Source organism: Methylocella sp., from assembly GCA_037200525.1.
GTDB lineage: Bacteria > Pseudomonadota > Alphaproteobacteria > Rhizobiales > Beijerinckiaceae > Methylocapsa.
In genome coordinates, this window is sequence record JBBCGG010000001.1 from 4,508,989 (window position 1) to 4,525,585 (window position 16,597).

At 60.0% G+C, this 16,597-nt stretch carries 15 protein-coding genes and 2 pseudogenes; 3 read left to right on the forward strand and 14 right to left on the reverse strand.

The annotated features are described in order from the left end of the window. Positions 1-303 precede the first annotated feature (303 nt). A complete protein-coding gene (locus WDN46_22190) occupies positions 304-2,184 on the forward strand; it encodes an ABC-F family ATP-binding cassette domain-containing protein (protein ID MEJ0096020.1) in 1,881 nt (626 codons plus the stop codon). Position 2,185: 1 nt separating this feature from the next. On the opposite strand, the gene WDN46_22195 is transcribed toward WDN46_22190, so the two are convergent. From WDN46_22195 to WDN46_22235, 9 genes and pseudogenes are all read right to left on the reverse strand, one after another. Continuing rightward, positions 2,186-2,695: a hypothetical protein gene (locus tag WDN46_22195; protein MEJ0096021.1), complete on the reverse strand. Its 510-nt coding sequence runs from the start codon at positions 2,693-2,695 to the stop codon at positions 2,186-2,188. Positions 2,696-2,734: 39 nt separating this feature from the next. Then, a complete protein-coding gene (locus WDN46_22200; protein MEJ0096022.1) occupies positions 2,735-2,989 on the reverse strand; it encodes a hypothetical protein in 255 nt (84 codons plus the stop codon). 194 nt (positions 2,990-3,183) lie between these two features. Next, positions 3,184-3,950, reverse strand: a pseudogene (locus WDN46_22205) (IS5 family transposase). Positions 3,951-4,215: 265 nt separating this feature from the next. Then, positions 4,216-4,833: a 30S ribosomal protein S4 gene (gene rpsD / locus WDN46_22210; protein MEJ0096023.1), complete on the reverse strand. Its 618-nt coding sequence runs from the start codon at positions 4,831-4,833 to the stop codon at positions 4,216-4,218. 357 nt (positions 4,834-5,190) lie between these two features. Next, positions 5,191-5,616, reverse strand: a complete 426-nt coding sequence (gene arsC, locus WDN46_22215; GenBank protein MEJ0096024.1) for an arsenate reductase (glutaredoxin) — start codon at positions 5,614-5,616, stop codon at positions 5,191-5,193. Between the two features lie 42 nt (positions 5,617-5,658). Next, positions 5,659-6,654 (reverse strand): NAD(P)H-quinone oxidoreductase, encoded by a 996-nt coding sequence (locus tag WDN46_22220; protein MEJ0096025.1) that lies wholly within the window; start codon positions 6,652-6,654, stop codon positions 5,659-5,661. A gap of 301 nt (positions 6,655-6,955) precedes the next feature. Beyond that, the gene (locus tag WDN46_22225; protein ID MEJ0096026.1) at positions 6,956-7,186 is read right to left on the reverse strand and encodes a helix-turn-helix domain-containing protein; all 231 of its coding nucleotides are present in this window, start codon (positions 7,184-7,186) and stop codon (positions 6,956-6,958) included. A gap of 98 nt (positions 7,187-7,284) precedes the next feature. Then, positions 7,285-8,034 carry a glucose 1-dehydrogenase gene (locus WDN46_22230; protein MEJ0096027.1) on the reverse strand — a complete coding sequence of 250 codons (750 nt, stop codon included), beginning with the start codon at positions 8,032-8,034 and terminating at the stop codon, positions 7,285-7,287. Between the two features lie 731 nt (positions 8,035-8,765). Then, positions 8,766-9,230: pseudogene (locus WDN46_22235) on the reverse strand (motility-associated protein). A 203-nt stretch (positions 9,231-9,433) separates the two neighbouring features. On the opposite strand from WDN46_22235, the gene WDN46_22240 reads away from it, so the two are divergent. Then, the gene (locus WDN46_22240) at positions 9,434-9,829 is read left to right on the forward strand and encodes a lysozyme inhibitor LprI family protein (GenBank protein ID MEJ0096028.1); all 396 of its coding nucleotides are present in this window, start codon (positions 9,434-9,436) and stop codon (positions 9,827-9,829) included. A gap of 16 nt (positions 9,830-9,845) precedes the next feature. On the opposite strand, the gene ggt is transcribed toward WDN46_22240, so the two are convergent. The 5 genes from ggt to WDN46_22265 are packed head-to-tail and all read right to left on the reverse strand — an operon-like array spanning position 9,846 to position 16,076. Continuing rightward, a complete protein-coding gene (gene ggt / locus WDN46_22245) occupies positions 9,846-11,564 on the reverse strand; it encodes a gamma-glutamyltransferase (GenBank protein ID MEJ0096029.1) in 1,719 nt (572 codons plus the stop codon). Positions 11,565-11,603: 39 nt separating this feature from the next. Further along, a complete protein-coding gene (recQ, locus tag WDN46_22250) occupies positions 11,604-13,535 on the reverse strand; it encodes a DNA helicase RecQ (protein MEJ0096030.1) in 1,932 nt (643 codons plus the stop codon). Continuing rightward, positions 13,532-14,263: an ATP-binding cassette domain-containing protein gene (locus WDN46_22255; GenBank protein ID MEJ0096031.1), complete on the reverse strand. Its 732-nt coding sequence runs from the start codon at positions 14,261-14,263 to the stop codon at positions 13,532-13,534. The genes recQ and WDN46_22255 overlap by 4 nt, the downstream gene beginning before the upstream one ends. Further along, positions 14,232-14,966 (reverse strand): ABC transporter permease, encoded by a 735-nt coding sequence (locus WDN46_22260; GenBank protein MEJ0096032.1) that lies wholly within the window; start codon positions 14,964-14,966, stop codon positions 14,232-14,234. The genes WDN46_22255 and WDN46_22260 overlap by 32 nt, the downstream gene beginning before the upstream one ends. Positions 14,967-14,975: 9 nt before the next feature. After that, on the reverse strand, positions 14,976-16,076 hold the full coding sequence (locus WDN46_22265; GenBank protein MEJ0096033.1) for an ABC transporter substrate-binding protein: 1,101 nt from the start codon (positions 16,074-16,076) through the stop codon (positions 14,976-14,978). A gap of 110 nt (positions 16,077-16,186) precedes the next feature. Here WDN46_22265 and WDN46_22270 point away from each other — a divergent pair, with 110 nt between their 5' ends. After that, on the forward strand, positions 16,187-16,588 hold the full coding sequence (locus WDN46_22270; GenBank protein MEJ0096034.1) for a cytochrome c family protein: 402 nt from the start codon (positions 16,187-16,189) through the stop codon (positions 16,586-16,588). The last annotated feature ends 9 nt before the right edge of the window (positions 16,589-16,597 follow it).

Here is a 16,597-nt window from a genome sequence, read left to right on the forward strand (position 1 = left end):
ACCATAGCCTATGCCTATGATTGAGGCTTAGGCGGCAAAACAGTACCATCGACGGCCTCGCGTTTGAGGGTCGATACTATGGAAACGCACAATGTCCACAATATGCCTCTGCTAGAATTGCGCAAAGCGGACGGGTTAGAATTCTTCTAACTGATGTGATCAGCGTACGCGCTGAGCTTCCCTTGCTCCACGCGGCATTGCGTCGCGGCATAAGAATGGTGCGGGGCACAATCGGCTTGATTTTCTGCCGTTTCCGAGCGCGGCGTCTCTTGCAATGCAGCACAAGGCAAGCGACAAGCCCTCATGCTCCATATCAACGATATTACGATCAGGCTCGGGCCCCGGGTCCTTTTCGACAAAGCTACGGCCGCCCTGCCGGACAATTCGCGGGTCGGCTTCGTCGGACGCAATGGCGCCGGCAAGACGACGCTCTTCCGCATAATCTCCGGCGAGCTTGCGCCTGAATCGGGCACGGTCTCCTACCCGCGCCAGATGCGCCTTGGCCGCGTCGAGCAGGAGGCGCCGGGCGGACCTCAAAAATTGATCGATTTCGTTCTTGAGGCGGACCTTGAGCGGGCCGCGCTGATCCGGGAGAGCGAGACCGCAACCGACCCCGCCCGCATCGCTGACATTCAGATGCGGCTGGTTGACATCGGCGCGCACGCCGCGCCCTCGCGCGCCGCAGGCATCCTATCCGGTCTTGGCTTTGACGAGGCGGCGCAGAACCGGTCGCTCTCGGAATTTTCCGGCGGTTGGCGAATGCGCGTCGCGCTTGCTGCGGTGCTGTTTTCCGGGCCCGACCTGCTTCTGCTCGATGAGCCAACCAACTATCTCGATCTCGAGGGCACGCTGTGGCTGATTGATTATTTGCAGCGCTATCCGGCGACCATCTTCGTCATTAGCCATGATCGCGATCTGCTCGATGCGGTCTCCGATCACATCCTGCATCTTGATCAGTCCAAGCTCACCCTTTGGCGCGGCAATTATTCCAGCTTTGAGCGGCAGCGACGCGAGCAGCAAGCCATATTGGTGAAGCACAAGAAAAAGCAGGACGATCAGCGCAAGCACCTGCAGTCATTCGTCGACCGTTTCCGCGCCAAAGCGACAAAAGCGGCGCAAGCGCAGTCGCGCCTCAAAATGCTCGCCAAGATGGAGCCCATCTCCGCCATCGTCGACGGCCACATCCTGCCGTTCCATCTGCCCTCGCCCGCCAAGCCCCTGAGCCCGCCGATCGTCGCGATGGACGACGCGAGCATCGGCTATGGCGAGAAGCCGGTGTTGAAGCGGCTCTCGCTGAATATTTCGGACGATGATCGCATCGGTCTCCTCGGCTCGAACGGCAATGGCAAATCGACCTTCGCCAAACTGGTCGCCGGACGCCTCACGGCGCAGGGGGGCGCGGTGCGGCGATCTTCAAAGATGGAAGTGGGATTTTTCGCCCAACATCAAGTCGACGATCTCGACGAAAAAGCGACGCCCTACCAATGCGTCGCGGAACTCATGCGCGATGCGAACGAAGCGAAGATCCGGGGCAAATGCGCCCAGTTCGGCTTCCCAAATATAAAAGCCGACACAAGAATCGCGCAATTATCGGGCGGCGAAAAAGCGCGCCTGCTCATGGGGCTTGCGAGCTTCCACGGCCCTCATCTCATGATTCTCGACGAGCCGACGAACCATCTCGACATCGACAGCAGGGCCGCATTGATCGAGGCCATCGATGAATATGAAGGCGCGATCATTCTTGTCTCGCACGACCGGCATTTGCTGGAGGCTTGCGCCGACCGTCTTTGGCTTGTCGAGGACGGCACGGTCAAGGCCTTCGAAGGCGATATGGATGATTACAAAAAATACGTTCTCGATCACGCCGGCGGCGGCAACGGCAAGGCGGCCAAAAAAGACCGCGCCGTCGAGGCCGAGCGCGCGGCGGCGCGCGAGAACGGCCAAGGACGCAAGGACTCCGCGCCTCTGAAGAAGCGGATCTGGGCGATCGAGGAAAAGATGCGCAAGTTCCAGGATCTGGTCGAGCGCATCGACAAGGCTCTCGCCAATCCCGCGACTTTCGCCAAGGATCAGGCGAAAGCCGCCCAGCTCTCCGCGCAGCGCGGCGAATTGGAGAAGGCGCTGACTCTGGCTGAGGAAGAATGGCTGGAGCTGACCAGTCAGGCCGAGGCGCAAGCCGGTTGAATTAATGCAAAGTGACGGTATGCGGAACGCAAGGCGCAACCGTCAGTTTCGACAAACGCGCGACCGGCGTCAGCAGGAAATTTCTTGCCTCGAGAGCCTGGGCGAGCGACCGGCTGGCGTTCAACAGGGCGGGAGCTTCGTTTATTCCAAGCATCTCCACTGCGGCCAAGAACTCCCTTTCGGCATCGCTCCGCTGGGACGCCGTCACGAGCTTCAACACGCAATACTCATCGTGACACAGGCAGCGGCAAACATCGGGGCGCCAACCAATCGCGCGTTGCGTCCGCTGGTTCAAAATCCGCGTAAAAAGATGAAATTCGCTATAAAGCGCCTTTGCGGATTCTGGCGGGAGGAAGCGCAATAGAGCATCCCAGGCGCAATCCCAAAAGAACATGTCTCGCGTCGCGTATCCCGCCATCCAATGACGATATTGGGCGAAAAACAGGTGCTCCGCGGGCGCGTCGGCATGAATGGCGGCGATATCCGGTGCGGGTCTTTGGTGCTCGGCCATGTGAGCTTCCGTTTGTCGGCGCTGACGAAGAGTTGTGGTTCAGGCGGCCTTTGAGCGGCGCAGGGTCGCCGCCGCCTCGTCCGTTTTACGGCTCGCGAGATAAGAGTCGACGAACTCCTCCGCCTTGACGCGCAAGCATTCGTCGACGCATAGGCCATGATAATAATATTGCAGCGCAAGAAAGCAGTGGTGGACCAATTCATCGGACTTCATCGCCCAATGACCGAAGCCATCTTCAATCGCCTGATTCAATATTTTATTTATTCTAAATCTTTCTATTCTAATGTCACACATACTATCCTCCTCGTTCTCAGGACGGATAACTATTTAAAATGACAATGGCGTTGTTTGCAAGAAAGATGTTTTATATCTATAATAATTTAAAGAATGCGCTTAGCCTCGGTGCAAATATAGTTGTGTACATCTGGAGACTTTGCAAGACTAAAATCAATAAATAAATGGAAACTATACTAGGCAGTAGTGACGAATTACCTGAGCATGATAGCAATAGCGGCGAGCAATACGAAGCCTCGGTAGTTTGCGAGGAGCTTGTCGTATCGGGTTGCGACGCGCCGGAACTGCTTCAGTTTATTGAAGAAACGCTCGACGAGATTGCGCTCCTTGTAGAGCGCCTTGTCGTAGGGGAGCGGCGCGCGGCGATTGGATTTTGATGGGATCACCGGCTCAGCCTCACGCATAAGAACAGCCTTGCGCAAGTGATTGGCGTCATAACCTTTATCGGCGATGATCGCATCGGCCGCAAAGCCTTCGATCAGGGCGTGCGCTTTTGTGATGTCGTTGCGCTGCCCAGGTCCGAGAAGGAGCCGAACGGGGTTGCCGAGCGCGTCTGTCGCGGCGTGGATTTTGGTGCTCAAACCACCGCGAGAGCGGCCCAGGCCTTGGGCATCCGCCCCCCTTTGGCGATCCTTGCGCCGGCCGCGTGCTGATGGGCGCGCACGATTGTTGAGTCGATCATCAGCCATTCGAGATCGGCCTCGGCGGTGAATGCCTCAAGAAATCCGTCCAAGGCGCCGCGCTCGATCCAGCGATAGTAGCGGCGTTTCACCGCCTGATGGTCGCCGAAGCGTTCGGGCAGATCGCGCCAGCGGCCGCCCGAGCGGGCCATCCATAACAGCGCGTCGACGAAGCGTCGATTGTCGCAGCGCGGCACGCGCTGGCCGGCTCTTCCGCCTGGCACAAGATCACAAAGCCGCTCCCATTGATCGTCTCGCAGCGCATCGACATCCCGAATCATCAAGGCTGATCTCCAAAAATCAGCCTTGAATCATGGAAAGATCCTCGCGAGAATCCCCCAAACGCCGAATTCGTCACCACGGCCTAAGACTACAAGTCGCCTCGGGCGGAAAAAGACCCGGTCGCCGCCGAGGCGACCCATAAAAAAACCAGACAGTTGTAACTGTCTGGTTCCGATTCTGACGGGTGGGCGCAGAAACCCATACCGTGGAGATGCAATTTCTAAGCCCGCGCTCCCAACTCGGGTCGGCGCGGCGCGCGAAGTTTCAACGCGAGTAAAACTCGATCACCAGATTGGGCTCCATGATGACCGGATAGGGCACATCCGCCGGCGCAGGAATCCGAGTGATTTTGGCGGTCATCTTGTTATGATCCACCTCATAATAATCAGGCACATCGCGCTCGGCGAGATTTTTAGCCTCGAGGACGAGGATCATTTCGCGCGAGGATTCCTTCACCTCGATCACGTCGCCGACCTTCACCAGGTAGGACGCGATATTGACGCGTTTGCCGTTGACCTTGACATGGCCGTGGTTGATGAATTGGCGCGAGGCGAAAACCGTCGGCACGAACTTGGCGCGATAGACGACAGCATCGAGGCGACGCTCCAAAAGCCCGATCAGATGGGCGCCGGAATCGCCCCTCAAGCGAATGGCTTCGGCGTAATATTTACGGAACTGCCTTTCCGAAATATTGCCGTAATAGCCTTTCAGCTTCTGCTTGGCCTTGAGCTGCGTGCCGTAATCGGAGAGCTTGCCTTTGCGCCGCTGACCATGTTGGCCGGGCCCATATTCGCGCCGGTTGACCGGACTCTTCGGACGGCCCCAGATATTCTGGCCTAGGCGGCGGTCGATTTTATACTTGGCTTCCAAGCGTTTTGTCATCGCGTATCCTCTAAAAAATTGCGCGGGGAAGAGGACGCGGAAGCAAGGCGCCGACGCCTGGAGGCGTAGCGCTCGCGCAAAACCGCGTCCTCCCGCCAGCTTTGGGGGGAGGAACGCGCCCTCCTCTGCCCAGCCCCAAATGGGGCCGAGCCGACAGGCGCCAACTTCAACAAAAAGCCGTCAATGGCGTAAAGCCATAGCGACCCGATGTCTTAGGAAGGAGGCGCCGCGGGTGCGTTTTCGACGGAACTAACCCGTCGCAAGAATCCGCCGCGCCCAAGGGACGCAGCAAGAGGGCTTGGTTAGAGGAGTTTCGGCGACGGGTCAAGCTACCGGCGCTCCGGAGAGCCGCAAGCCTCAGGCCGTTGCGACTTGTCGGCCGCGCTCGTCAATGATGCGCTCGCCGTCCTCTCCAAAGAACTCGCCTTGCTGCGGCGGCAAGAGTTCAAGCACAAGCTCGGCCGGACGGCATAGTCTTACGCCCTTCGGACTGACCACAATCGGCCGATTGAGCAGGATCGGATGCGCTTCGATGGCGTCCAGCAGGGCGTCATCGGACAGAGCCGGGTCATCAAGGCCACGATCGCGGAAAACCGCTTCCTTGCTGCGCAAAAGATGGCGCAGCGGCTCCCCCGTGCGCGTCGCGAGCTGGCGCAGCATCAGCCGCGTCGGCGGAGTCTTGAGATATTCGATGATATGCGGCTCGACGCCCGCGTTGCGAATAAGGCCAAGGGTGGTTCGCGACGTGCGGCAGGCGACGTTATGATAGATGATCACGTCCATGGTCGTTCCCTTATGAGCCTTGTGAGCCAATCGCGGGCTCTGTTATTTCCCCGTCACGAGCACGATTTTGCCAAGATGGGAAGATGATTCCATCATTTCATGCGCCTGCCTCGCATCCTCCAACGGGAAAGTGGCGTGGATGATCGGTTTTACTGCGCCGCTATCAAGCAACGGCCAGACTTTTTCGCGCAAGGCCGCGGCGACCTCCGCTTTCTGCTCCACAGTTCGCGGCCGCAGGGTTGACCCGGTTACGGTCAGCCGGCGGACCATGATCCGCCGCAGATCGAAGTTTTCGATCTTGCCCGACTCTAGCACGGCAATCTGCACCAGCCGCCCCTCGACAGCTAGAATTGATATGTTTTTGGGAAAATAGGAACCAGCGACCATGTCGAGAATGACATCGACGCCACGCTTGCCGGTGAACCGCGCAATCTCTGCGACGAAGTCGTGGCTTTTGTAATTGATGGCGAGATCGGCGCCCAGCGTCCTGCAGAAAGCGCATTTGTCGTCCGAGCCAGCCGTGACGATTACGGTCGCGCCGAATTGTTTGGCAAGCTGAATCGCCGTCGAGCCGATCCCGCTCGAGCCTCCATGGACGAGCAAAGTCTCGCCCGCTTTGAGGGCCCCGCGCGTAAACACATTGTCGTGGACGGTGAAAAAGGTTTCTGGGACGCCAGCCGCTTCGATGACGCTCAGAGCTTTGGGAAGCGGCAAACACAGCAGCGCTTCGGCCAGGGCGTATTCGGCATAGCCGCCCGAGCCGACGAGCGCGCATATCTCGTCGCCCTCGCGCAGCGCGGTCACGCCCGCCCCTAACTCGATGACTCGCCCGGCGATCTCCAGTCCCGGAATGTCGGATTCGCCCGGCGGCGGCGGATATACGCCCGCGCGCTGCAAGCAATCTGGCCGGTTGACCCCGGCGGCGGCGACCTCAATCAATGCTTGGCCTCGACCAGGCCTCGGCATTTGCGCTTCCCCGATGCGGATGACCTCCGGTCCGCCTGGGCCATCAAAATAGACTTGACGCATTAAGGTCATGATTTTTCCTTCAAGGCGCGGCGACAATTCTCTTTACGATTATCGCCGGTAAACGCCGAGAAGCATATGCCGCGATCATTGGGGCTATGTCGCCTTGGCGAAGGTCGAACCACGGGTCGAATGGGTGCGAAGCACCGCAGCTTATCCCAGAATGTACGGTCTCGGCGGACGCCAGTGGAAACCATATGGGCGCGCGCTTTGAGCTGCGGGCTATTCTGATCGGATCGTGCCAAAAAGCCTACTAGAGCAAATCCGGCTTAAGACCGTCGAGAGATGCCTCCAGCGCCTCGCGCCGCAGCCCCTAAACTGACGAATTTGGCGTCCGTGTGGACCTCTCGACCAAGCCCGCCGCCGCCAACTCCTTCATATGGTGGGAGAACGTCGCTGGGCTGATCGCCATGCAATCGCGGACTGTTCCGCACGCCAAGATCACCCCGCACTCGCAGAGCTGCTTCAGGACCTCGTAGCGTCGTCGATCCGCAAGCGCCTTCGCGATCAGGTGAACCTGATCCTCCGGGAGCATATTCCGCATCGAGGGCGCCGTTTATCCAAACTCCGCACGGCGGAGAACGCTCGTCGCTTCTGTCCGCGCTCCTCCGCCGCTAAGCCATACCCGCCAGGCTAGCGTCCTTACCGCATGCCGCCCGAGACCAGCAGCGTCTCGCCGGTCAGCCAACCCGAGTCTTCCGAGGCCAAAAAGACTGCGATGGGCGCTATGTCTGTCGGCTGGCCTAGGCGCCCCAGCGGCGTCTGCGCGACCATCTGCTTTTCGAAATCGGTTCCCATAATCCCCAGCGTATGGACGCCCTCGGTCTCTACGCCGCCCGGATTGATCGAATTCACGCGGATCTTGCGCGGCCCCAGTTCTTTGGCGAGCACATGCGTCACAGCGTCAACCGCACTCTTGGTCGCGGTGTAGACGACCGTCTCCGGGAAATTTACCTGGCTCGCGGTCGAGCCGATGTTAATGACGCTGCCGCCCTCGGGGCCGAACTGCTTCACCGCCTCCTGCGTGGCCAGAATGAGCCCGAGGACATTGGTGTTGAATTGGCGATGGAACTCCTCTTCCGTAACCGCTTCGAGCGCCGCAAACTTATAGACGCCTGCGTTGTTTACCAATATGTCCAGGCGTCCAAACGCCTTCTTCGATTCCGCAAAGATCCGCAGCACATCGGCGGCCTTCGCAACATCGCCCTGCACCGCGATTGCTTTGCCGCCCTTACCCGCAATCTCGGCGACCACACGGTCAGCGCCTTCCTTACTAGAGGCGTAGTTCACCGCAACAGCAGCGCCCTCCGCCGCCAATGCTTTTGTAATGGCCGCTCCGATGCCCTTCGACGATCCCGTCACGACCGCGACTTTGCCTGCGAGTTTGTCCATGCTCTTGCCCCTTTGATCCGGTTTGATCCGGCGTCATTTCGAACGCTACTATAAGTGTCTAGTCTATCGCGTCAACGCTCGCTTCCCCTCGCGACGATATCGCCACCGTCCTGACGGCGGCATTATATCAACAAAACTTGCATCTAAATTTCGTTCAAATGCGCTAGCGTCGTGTGAGACTCCATTGTGCGGCGGCGAAGATCTGTCGCCTAAAGCCTCATCGCCTCACATTAGATTGACCATGCGCTCTATGGCGCGCTTCGAGGCGTCATCCAATCAGAAGAGTTTGCGTCTTCACCGAAGTTCGCTCTAGCCAATTAGCTCTGCTTTGGACGACCCAGTGCGCCAAGATATCGCCATACGCGACCTGTTTGTCCAAGCCGCCAAGGTCGATCGCCATGACAAGGTGAAGCGAGGCTTGAATTCACCTATTGTGTAATCGAGACCGCGAATGGCGGCGGGCGGCGATCGATGCGGCGGCTCCGACCACGCCCGCGATCCGGTAACATCCTCAACCGCCACAACGCGTTTATAATCGAATGTCAGCTTTATGATCGGTCCGAACAAGGCGCCCGGATACGGCTCCTCGCGGATATTTTGACGCCGACCTCAATCCGCCTGATGAGGATTCGCCGGAACGGCTGACCGACGCCCTCGTCATCTGGCAAAAAAAGCCGCGACATCGAACTGCGTTTCGCTCCTTCACTGCAAGCACGCAAGATAACAAAGACGGAAACCGTCTGGATTTCTTCATCCATCAGAGCCTCTATCTCATGCGTCCGCGCATTGCCGATAATGATCAGCCGGCAATAATCGCAAATGAAGCTCGTCAGCTCGAGATCGGCCAATACCTTGGGAAAGTTCTTGAAGATGGTCGACTCATTAGGATTGTCGACGTGCTGCTCGACCTCGCTCCTCGCCTTGCCGCGCAATTCGCGCATCAAGGTGTAGAGGACGCCGAGAACATCGAGGTAGTCGCGCTGGGTCGGTCCGCGGCCAAGGACCGCCTCTACGATGGCGCCGCCAGTATCCTTGATCGTCGTCAGCGAGTTCGCGATAATGAACGTTCCAAGCGAAACGCCGAGTATGATGATGAATTCATAGGGTTGAAAAATAACCGCTATATGCCCTCCCATCGCGGAAAATCCGCCAAGCATGCATCCGAGCGCGACGATCATGCCGATTAGAAACGCCAAGGCTCACCTCATGCCGCCGACAACCTGACGGAGATCTTTAGCTGGCGAGCCTTGCGTCAGGCTGAATTTTATAGCGCTGATTTAAACCGATGATGAATGCGCGCAACATTCGCCCCAGACCCCTTGCGTCCGTTGCTATCCGAGGGGATTGTCTGCATCTTCTCAATTTCGACCGGTCATTTACCCTCTTGAGGCGACTTCCCATGCGCGCGTTACGGATATTTTGCGTTTCAGCCTGGCTGATTGGCTCGGGCGCTGCGGCTTCCGCTCAGGTTGCGAGCTTTGATTGCGCCAAAGCGGAGAGTCCGACCGAAGCCGCCATCTGTCAGGCTCCGTCCCTCGGCGCCAAGGACGTCAAGCTGTCGGCCTATTACCAGATCCTCGAGACGGTCAATCCCGCGTTCGCCGGCATGGCCTACCGCGAGTTTCGCGACAATCTGCGTCATGATCAGGCGCAATGGATCGCGCAAACGCGCGACGCCTGCGAGGGGGACGCCAAATGTCTGGAGGAGGCTTACGACAAGCGCACTAGTACGCTGCTTGCGATGATCATGAAGGATCTTGGCGTCACTTACGGCCGCATGTGCGACGCCGACTGACCGGAAAGCAACCGATTCAATATCCTGTCGCAAGCGTCCCGCGCTGCCGGGAGTCGGCTGCCCCCATCAAGACGCCGTTAGCGCGCAAAATACTTTGCGCCGAACCCCAGGCGTCAAGCTGGACGACCTTGTGTCCCAGAACTTCGAGCAGGCGGATCGTGTCGATGGAGATACCGCGCTCTGCCTGCAATATGTCGGGCGCGCCCTGATGATGAACGCGCTCCGCCGCAGTCGCCTCCGCGGGATTCATGTGAAAATCGACGAGGTCGAGAATGATCTGCGTGACGATGGTGATGATCCGCGAGCCGCCCGCCGCCCCGGTGACGAGCTCCAGCTCGCCATCGCGAAACATCATGGTCGGGGCCATAGAGGAGAGCGGCCGCTTGCGGGACGCGGGGGCGTTGGCGACGCCGCCAAGAAGGCCGAAGGCATAGGGCGCGCCGGGTTTTGCCGAAAAATCATCGAGCTCATTGTTAAGCAGCACGCCGGTCCCTGCCGCGACGAGCCCGACGCCATAGGAGAAATTCAAAGTGTAAGTGTTGCCGACGGCATTGCCGTCGGCGTCGATAATAGAGAAATGCGTAGTCTGGTCGCTCTCATAAGGGATCGGGTCGGGCCGCTTGCTCTCGCTGGCGGGCGTCGCCTTCTCGGTCGAGATTTGCGCCCGCAGTAGCGCCGCGTAAGCTTTGGAAACGAGAGCGCGTAGCGGAACGGAAACCTGGTCGGGATCGCCAAGGTAGCGCGCGCGATCGGCGTAAGCGAGCTTCATCGCTTCGGCCAAAAGATGGATGGCGGCCGCTGAATTCGCGCCTTGGTCAGCCAGAGGAAAGCCTTCGAGCATATTGACAAGCTCGATGACATGGACCCCGCCGGATGATGGCGGCGGCATGGAGACGATTTCATGGCCGCGATAGAAGCCGCGCACCGGTTCGCGCTCGACTGCGCGATAGGATTTCATGTCCACCAAGGTCATGCGGCCGCCGGCGGCGCGGACGCTCGCGACAATTTTTTCGGCGACTTCGCCCTCATAGAAGGCGCGCTCGCCGTCGCGGCCGAACGCCTCGATCACTTTAGCCAGATCGGCTTGCCTCAACAGGTCGCGGCGGCCCAACGGCGTTCCGTCCGGATGCAGGAAGATCTCGGCGCTCGAGGGCCAACGTCCAAGCCTTTCGCGCGCTTGCGGCAATGAATCGGCGAGATCCTGCTGCACCTCTATGCCTTCGCGGGCAAGGCGCACGGCGGGTGCCGCCAGCGTTAACTTCCCCGAGCCATAACGGCGGAGGGCGAGAGAGAGCCCGGCGACGGTTCCCGGCACGCCAACCGCCAGGCCAGTGTCCTGTGATTTGACGGGGCTCGCTTCGCCGGATGCATCCAGAAAGACATCGCTTGGGGTATCGTTTGGAGCGGTCTCGCGATAGTCGATGGCGATGGTTTGCTTTGACTTGGCAAGATGCACCAGCATGAAACCGCCGCCGCCGAGGTTTCCCGCGCGGGGCAGCGTGACCGCCAGGGCCAATGCGACAGCAACCGCCGCATCCACCGCATTACCGCCGCGGCGCAAAATATCGACGCCGACTTTCGCCGCGGTTCCTTCCTGTGCGACCACCATTCCATGTTCCGCCAGCACAGGCAGAACTCGCCCAGCTTGCGACAGGATCGGCGCGGACTCAAGCTGCGGGAAGGAATCGGCGCGGCACGCGAATGGAGCAAAGAGACAAAGCAGCGCGAGGGCCATGGCGCGGCGGCTTCGAGCCGGAAGGGCGCCCCCCCAGTTTCACGAGGCGCGCTCATGGGCGGCGACGACCTCGAGAAAGATCGCGCCATAACGTTCGAGCTTGATCGGTCCGACGCCCGGTATGAGCCGCAACTCTTGCAGCGTCCGGGGAGGCTTTTTAGCGATCTCGATCAGGACGCTGTCTGGAAAGACAACGAACGCCGCATGGCTCTGCGCCCTGGCGATTTCAAGACGTTTGGCTTTTAGCGCCGCCATCAGGCTGTTCTGCGTCGCCGTAAGGCCCGCGCCTTTGGAGCGAGACGAAGCCTTGGCTTCAAAGCCGGTTGCGGCGACATATGGGTCATCCGCCTCAGCGCGCTGAATCTCTCCCAGAGCCTTCCTGACATCGGCGGCGCGGCCGCTCGGCAATGTGATCTCGCCGCGCAAAGTTAGATCGGCCTCGCCCGCGAGCACAGCCCTGCCCGACTCGGTAAATATCCAACGGTCGCGATCCTCTGGATCCTGCGCGATCAGATCCGCGGCGTGCAACTGGTAGAAAATGCTGCGCCACTCGCCCGGCTTAAACTCTTTGCCGACGCCGAAGGTCGGCAACAGGTCGTGGCCATGCCGCGTGATCGCCGCCGTCGCATTGCCGATAAGAATGTTGGCGAGATGGCCGGAGAAAAACCGCCCCGAGGTGCGATGGATCGCCGACATCACTTTCTGCGCCGCGATGACGCCATTGAAGAACGGCCATTTGCCATCGCAAATATCGCAATTGCCGCAAGGCTTCGAGGCTTCGCCGAAAGCCGCCAGAAGGGTCTGGCGGCGGCAGCGCGGCGTTTCGCATAAGGCGATCAGGGCGTGGAGCTTGCGCCGATCGACGCGCTTGCGCTCCGGCCCGGCGTCGCTGTCCGCGATCTGGCGCTCGCGCAACCTGACGTCGCCGTCGCTGAATAGGGTCAGCGCCTTGGCCGGCAGACCGGCGCGGCCGGCGCGGCCGATTTCCTGATAATAGGCCTCGACGCTTTGCGGCAGATCGGCGTGGCAAACGAAACGCACATTGGGTTTGTCGATCCCCATGCCGAACGCGATGGTCGCGACGATGACGACGCCGTCATTGCGCAAGAACCCGTCTTGATGCGCCGATCTAATCCCGGCGTCCAATCCGGCATGATAAGGCAGCGCCGCAATGCCGGCCGCGCTCAGCGACTGGCTGAGCTTTTCGACTCCCTTGCGGGAGGCGCAATAGACGATGCCGCTTTGGCCCTTATGGCTCGCGACCATCGCTTTGATCTGTTGCGCGACATCGCCCTTACGCCGCATGGAGAGATGAATGTTTGGCCGGTCGAAAGAGCGGACGAAAACGCGGGGCTCGGATGGAAACAGCTTGCGAATGATTTCCGCGCGGGTCGGCGCGTCGGCGGTTGCGGTGACTGCGATGAGCTGCATATCGCCGATCGCTTTGGCGACTTGCGCAAGGCCGAGATATTCGGGCCGAAAATCATGACCCCATTGTGAGACGCAATGAGCTTCGTCAATCGCGAGCGCGCTAGCTCCCGCCTCGCGCAACAGCGCTTGCGTATCCGGCCGCACTAGCCGCTCCGGCGCAACATAGACGAGGCGATAACGGCGTTGCCGAAGGCCCCGCTCAATCGCGGCGTTATCCGCTCCGGTGTTCGATGAATTCAAGGCGGCGGCGGCGACGCCGCGATTTTGCAATTGCTGCACCTGATCGCGCATCAAAGCGATCAACGGCGAGACGACGATGGTGAGGCCAGGGCGCACGATTGCCGGCAATTGATAGCACAGCGATTTACCGGAGCCTGTCGGCATCACCGCCAGAATATCTTCGCCGGCGAAAACCGCCTCGAGAACTTCTCTTTGGCCAGGACGAAATTCGGCGAAGCCGAACACCCGCTCGAGCGCGGCTTTGGCCTCGATCATTTCCGCATCGACGACGCCTTCAGATGCTCGGATCTTGGCGGTCATGCCGAAGCCACGCTGATCAACGCTTCGACTTCGGTTTTGGCCTTCGCGGCGGCGGCCGGCGTCAGCGCCAGACGCGGCGTCTCGATGCTTTTATCGGCGACCATGCGTCCAGGAGGCCGCGACAAAATAATGATGCGATCGGCAAGCGCAATCGCCTCCTCCACGTCATGAGTGACCAGCAGCGTCGTCGCTTTGCGGCTATCGACGAGGGCCACAAGCTCGGCCCGGAGCCGCAGGGCTAGGGCGGCGTCAAGCGAGACGAAAGGCTCATCAAGCAAAAGAAGGTCTGGCCTGATGGCGAAGGCCCTCGCGATCGCGGCGCGCCGGGCGAGGCCGAGCGACAATTCGCCCGGAAAATGATTAAGGTGCTCAGCAAGGCCGAGCGCAGCGACGATCTCGTCAAGGCCCGTCGCGCTCGATGCGCCGGCAAGAAGCAGATTTTGCGCGACGGTGCGCCAAGGCAACAGCCGCGGCTCCTGAAAAACCATCCCGATCTTGTGCGGCGAGGGCAAAGAGACTTGACCTTCAAAGTCATGATCAAGGCCAGCGATGATCCGCAGCAAAGTGGTTTTGCCGCTGCCCGAGGGCCCGAGCACTGCGCAAACCTCGCCAGCCTTGAGGCTGAAAGCGATATCGCGCAACACGACGCGGCTCTCGCCCGCAGCGATCCGCAAGGTCTTGCGCGCAACCGCGACTTCAAGCGTTTTGTCGTCGCCAGCGGGAGACATGTCGCTCAATCGGTTGCACAAGGAAGGTCTCGATCGCCAGCATCAAGCCGACAAAAGGAAGCGCGTAGGCGAGAAGTCGGGAAACGTCGAAGAGTTGAAAGGCGGTGCCGATCTCGAAACCAACGCCATTGGAGCGGCCAAGCAGTTCAACGACGAGAACGATCTTCCAGACCAGCGACAGCCCCGATCGCGTCGCCGCCGCGAGATAGGGCGCCAATTGCGGCAGGACAACGTGCCTTAGCCGCTTCCCAAATGGCATGACGAAAACTTCCGCCATTTCATCGAGGCCGCGATCGAGCGCGCGAGCGCCCTCGCGCACGGTCGCCGTCGTATTCGGCAATTTATTCAGCGCCACGGCGCCGATAGCGGCAACCTCGTTAAGACCAACCCAGATGTAAGCGAGCACGATGATGACGAGCGCCGGCAGATTCAACAATACGATGAGCCAGGGATCGCAGATCCGGTCCGCCGCTTTGTTGCGGCCCATAATTAAACCCAGCGCCGAGCCCAACGCCATCGCCATCGTGAAGGAGGCGGCGACGCGAGCCAGCGTCATCCCGAGATTGAAGAAAAGCGCGCCGGAGCGGGCCTCAGCGCCGATGACCAGCAGGACAGCCGCCGGCCCCGGCAACATGCGAGGCCCGGCGAAGCTCGACCCGATCTCCCAGATCAGCAGCAGAAGCAGCAGTGAGAATAACCGCAAGGCCACGATTCAGTTTTCCGCTGGCGCTTGCGGAGCCGCGCCCCGATAGAACACGCTGGGATCAAGCGTCAAAGCGGGTCCGACGAGTTCGGGGCCGCCTATCTTCGCCAGAACGCGATAGAGCGCGCTCGCATCTTCCGCCTCGGCTTCGATCGATCTGCGCGGGATTCCCTCGACATAGGCCTTGCGATAGAGTTCCAACTCTTTCGGATCGCTGACGTTGATCTCGCGTCCAATCTTCACCCAGTCCGCGTCGGAATGAGCGAGACTATCCTTGGCGTCGCGAACAATTTTGAAAAAGCTGGCGAGCGCCGCAGCGTGATTTTGCGCCAGCTTCTCATCGAAGACATAGCCGACCATCGCCACAGGTCCCTTCGCGCCGAGGCGCCGCTCCACTTCGTCCATGCCAATCAGCCGGCGAAATCCCCGCGCCTCGAGAGCGACGCAGAAATTCCAATAGTTGAGGCTGGCGTCAATCTCGCCGTCGGCGGTCTTCGCATAGAGAAGCGCGGGCGCGCCATAGACGATGTTCGCCTGCGCCTTCAGGTCGAGATTCGCGGTCTCGGCCAGAGCCCGCAACAACAGCCAGCTCTTGTCGAGCTGGCCGCCCGCCACCGCGAGCGTCTTGCCGCGCAGATCATCGAGCTTCCGGATCGGCGATGCGGCCGGAACCATCACGGCTCCAAGCGCGCTCGAATAAGGCGCGAAAACATACTTAGCGCCGAGGGCGCGCTCTCTCGCCACCCACAGCCAATCGGTCAGCATTAGATCGACCGATCCGCCGATCAAGGCAATCTTACCGGCTTCTGGAGAAGCGAGTTCGGAAATCACAATGTCGAGACCGGCTGCGGCATCAAGGCCGTTCGCCTTGATGATGGCGAGCTCCAGCGCGAACGTCCCGGTTTTCTGCACGCCAAGACGCAATGTTTCAGCCGCGGCTCTGTTGGCGACCGCCATCGGCAGGGTGAGACAAAATATCACCGCCAGGACAACGCCTCGGCTGGCCTTAAGGCTGCCCCGCCTCCAATGGCGTTTCTGACGGGCCGAGTTTGAGATCGCCGGGCTTCCTTTTGTCTTTGGGTTGCCTTTTTTCATGCCATCAGGATACATGCTTTTCCGCGCGAGCCATAATCTCGAGGATCGCGAAGCTCTGGCCATGGTCGAAGGTGGGCCCGCAGGACTATATCCAGCGCCCCTCGCTTTAGGGAAGGAAACCGGAAATGAACCTTAAATATGCTTGCATGATCGCGACGCTCGCTTGGATAGCGCCCGCCGCCGGAGCTTGGGCCGCTGACGGCGACCCCACCGCCGGCGAAACGCTTTTCAAGCAAAAGTGCGCTGTCTGCCACAAGATTGGGCCGGGCGCGGTGAACTTCGTCGGACCGGAGCTTGATGGCGTCATCGGACGCAAGGCCGGCTCGATCGCAGGATACAGCTATTCCGATGGCCTCAAGAACGCCGGCTTCGATTGGGATGCGGATAAGCTTCAAACTTGGCTCACCAATCCGAAGGCCATGATCGCCGGCACGAAAATGATTTTCCCCGGCCTGCCGAAAGAATCGGATCGCGATAACATCATCGCCTACGTCTCGCAGTTCAAGGCCGACGGTTCGAAGCAATAAGCGTCTTTA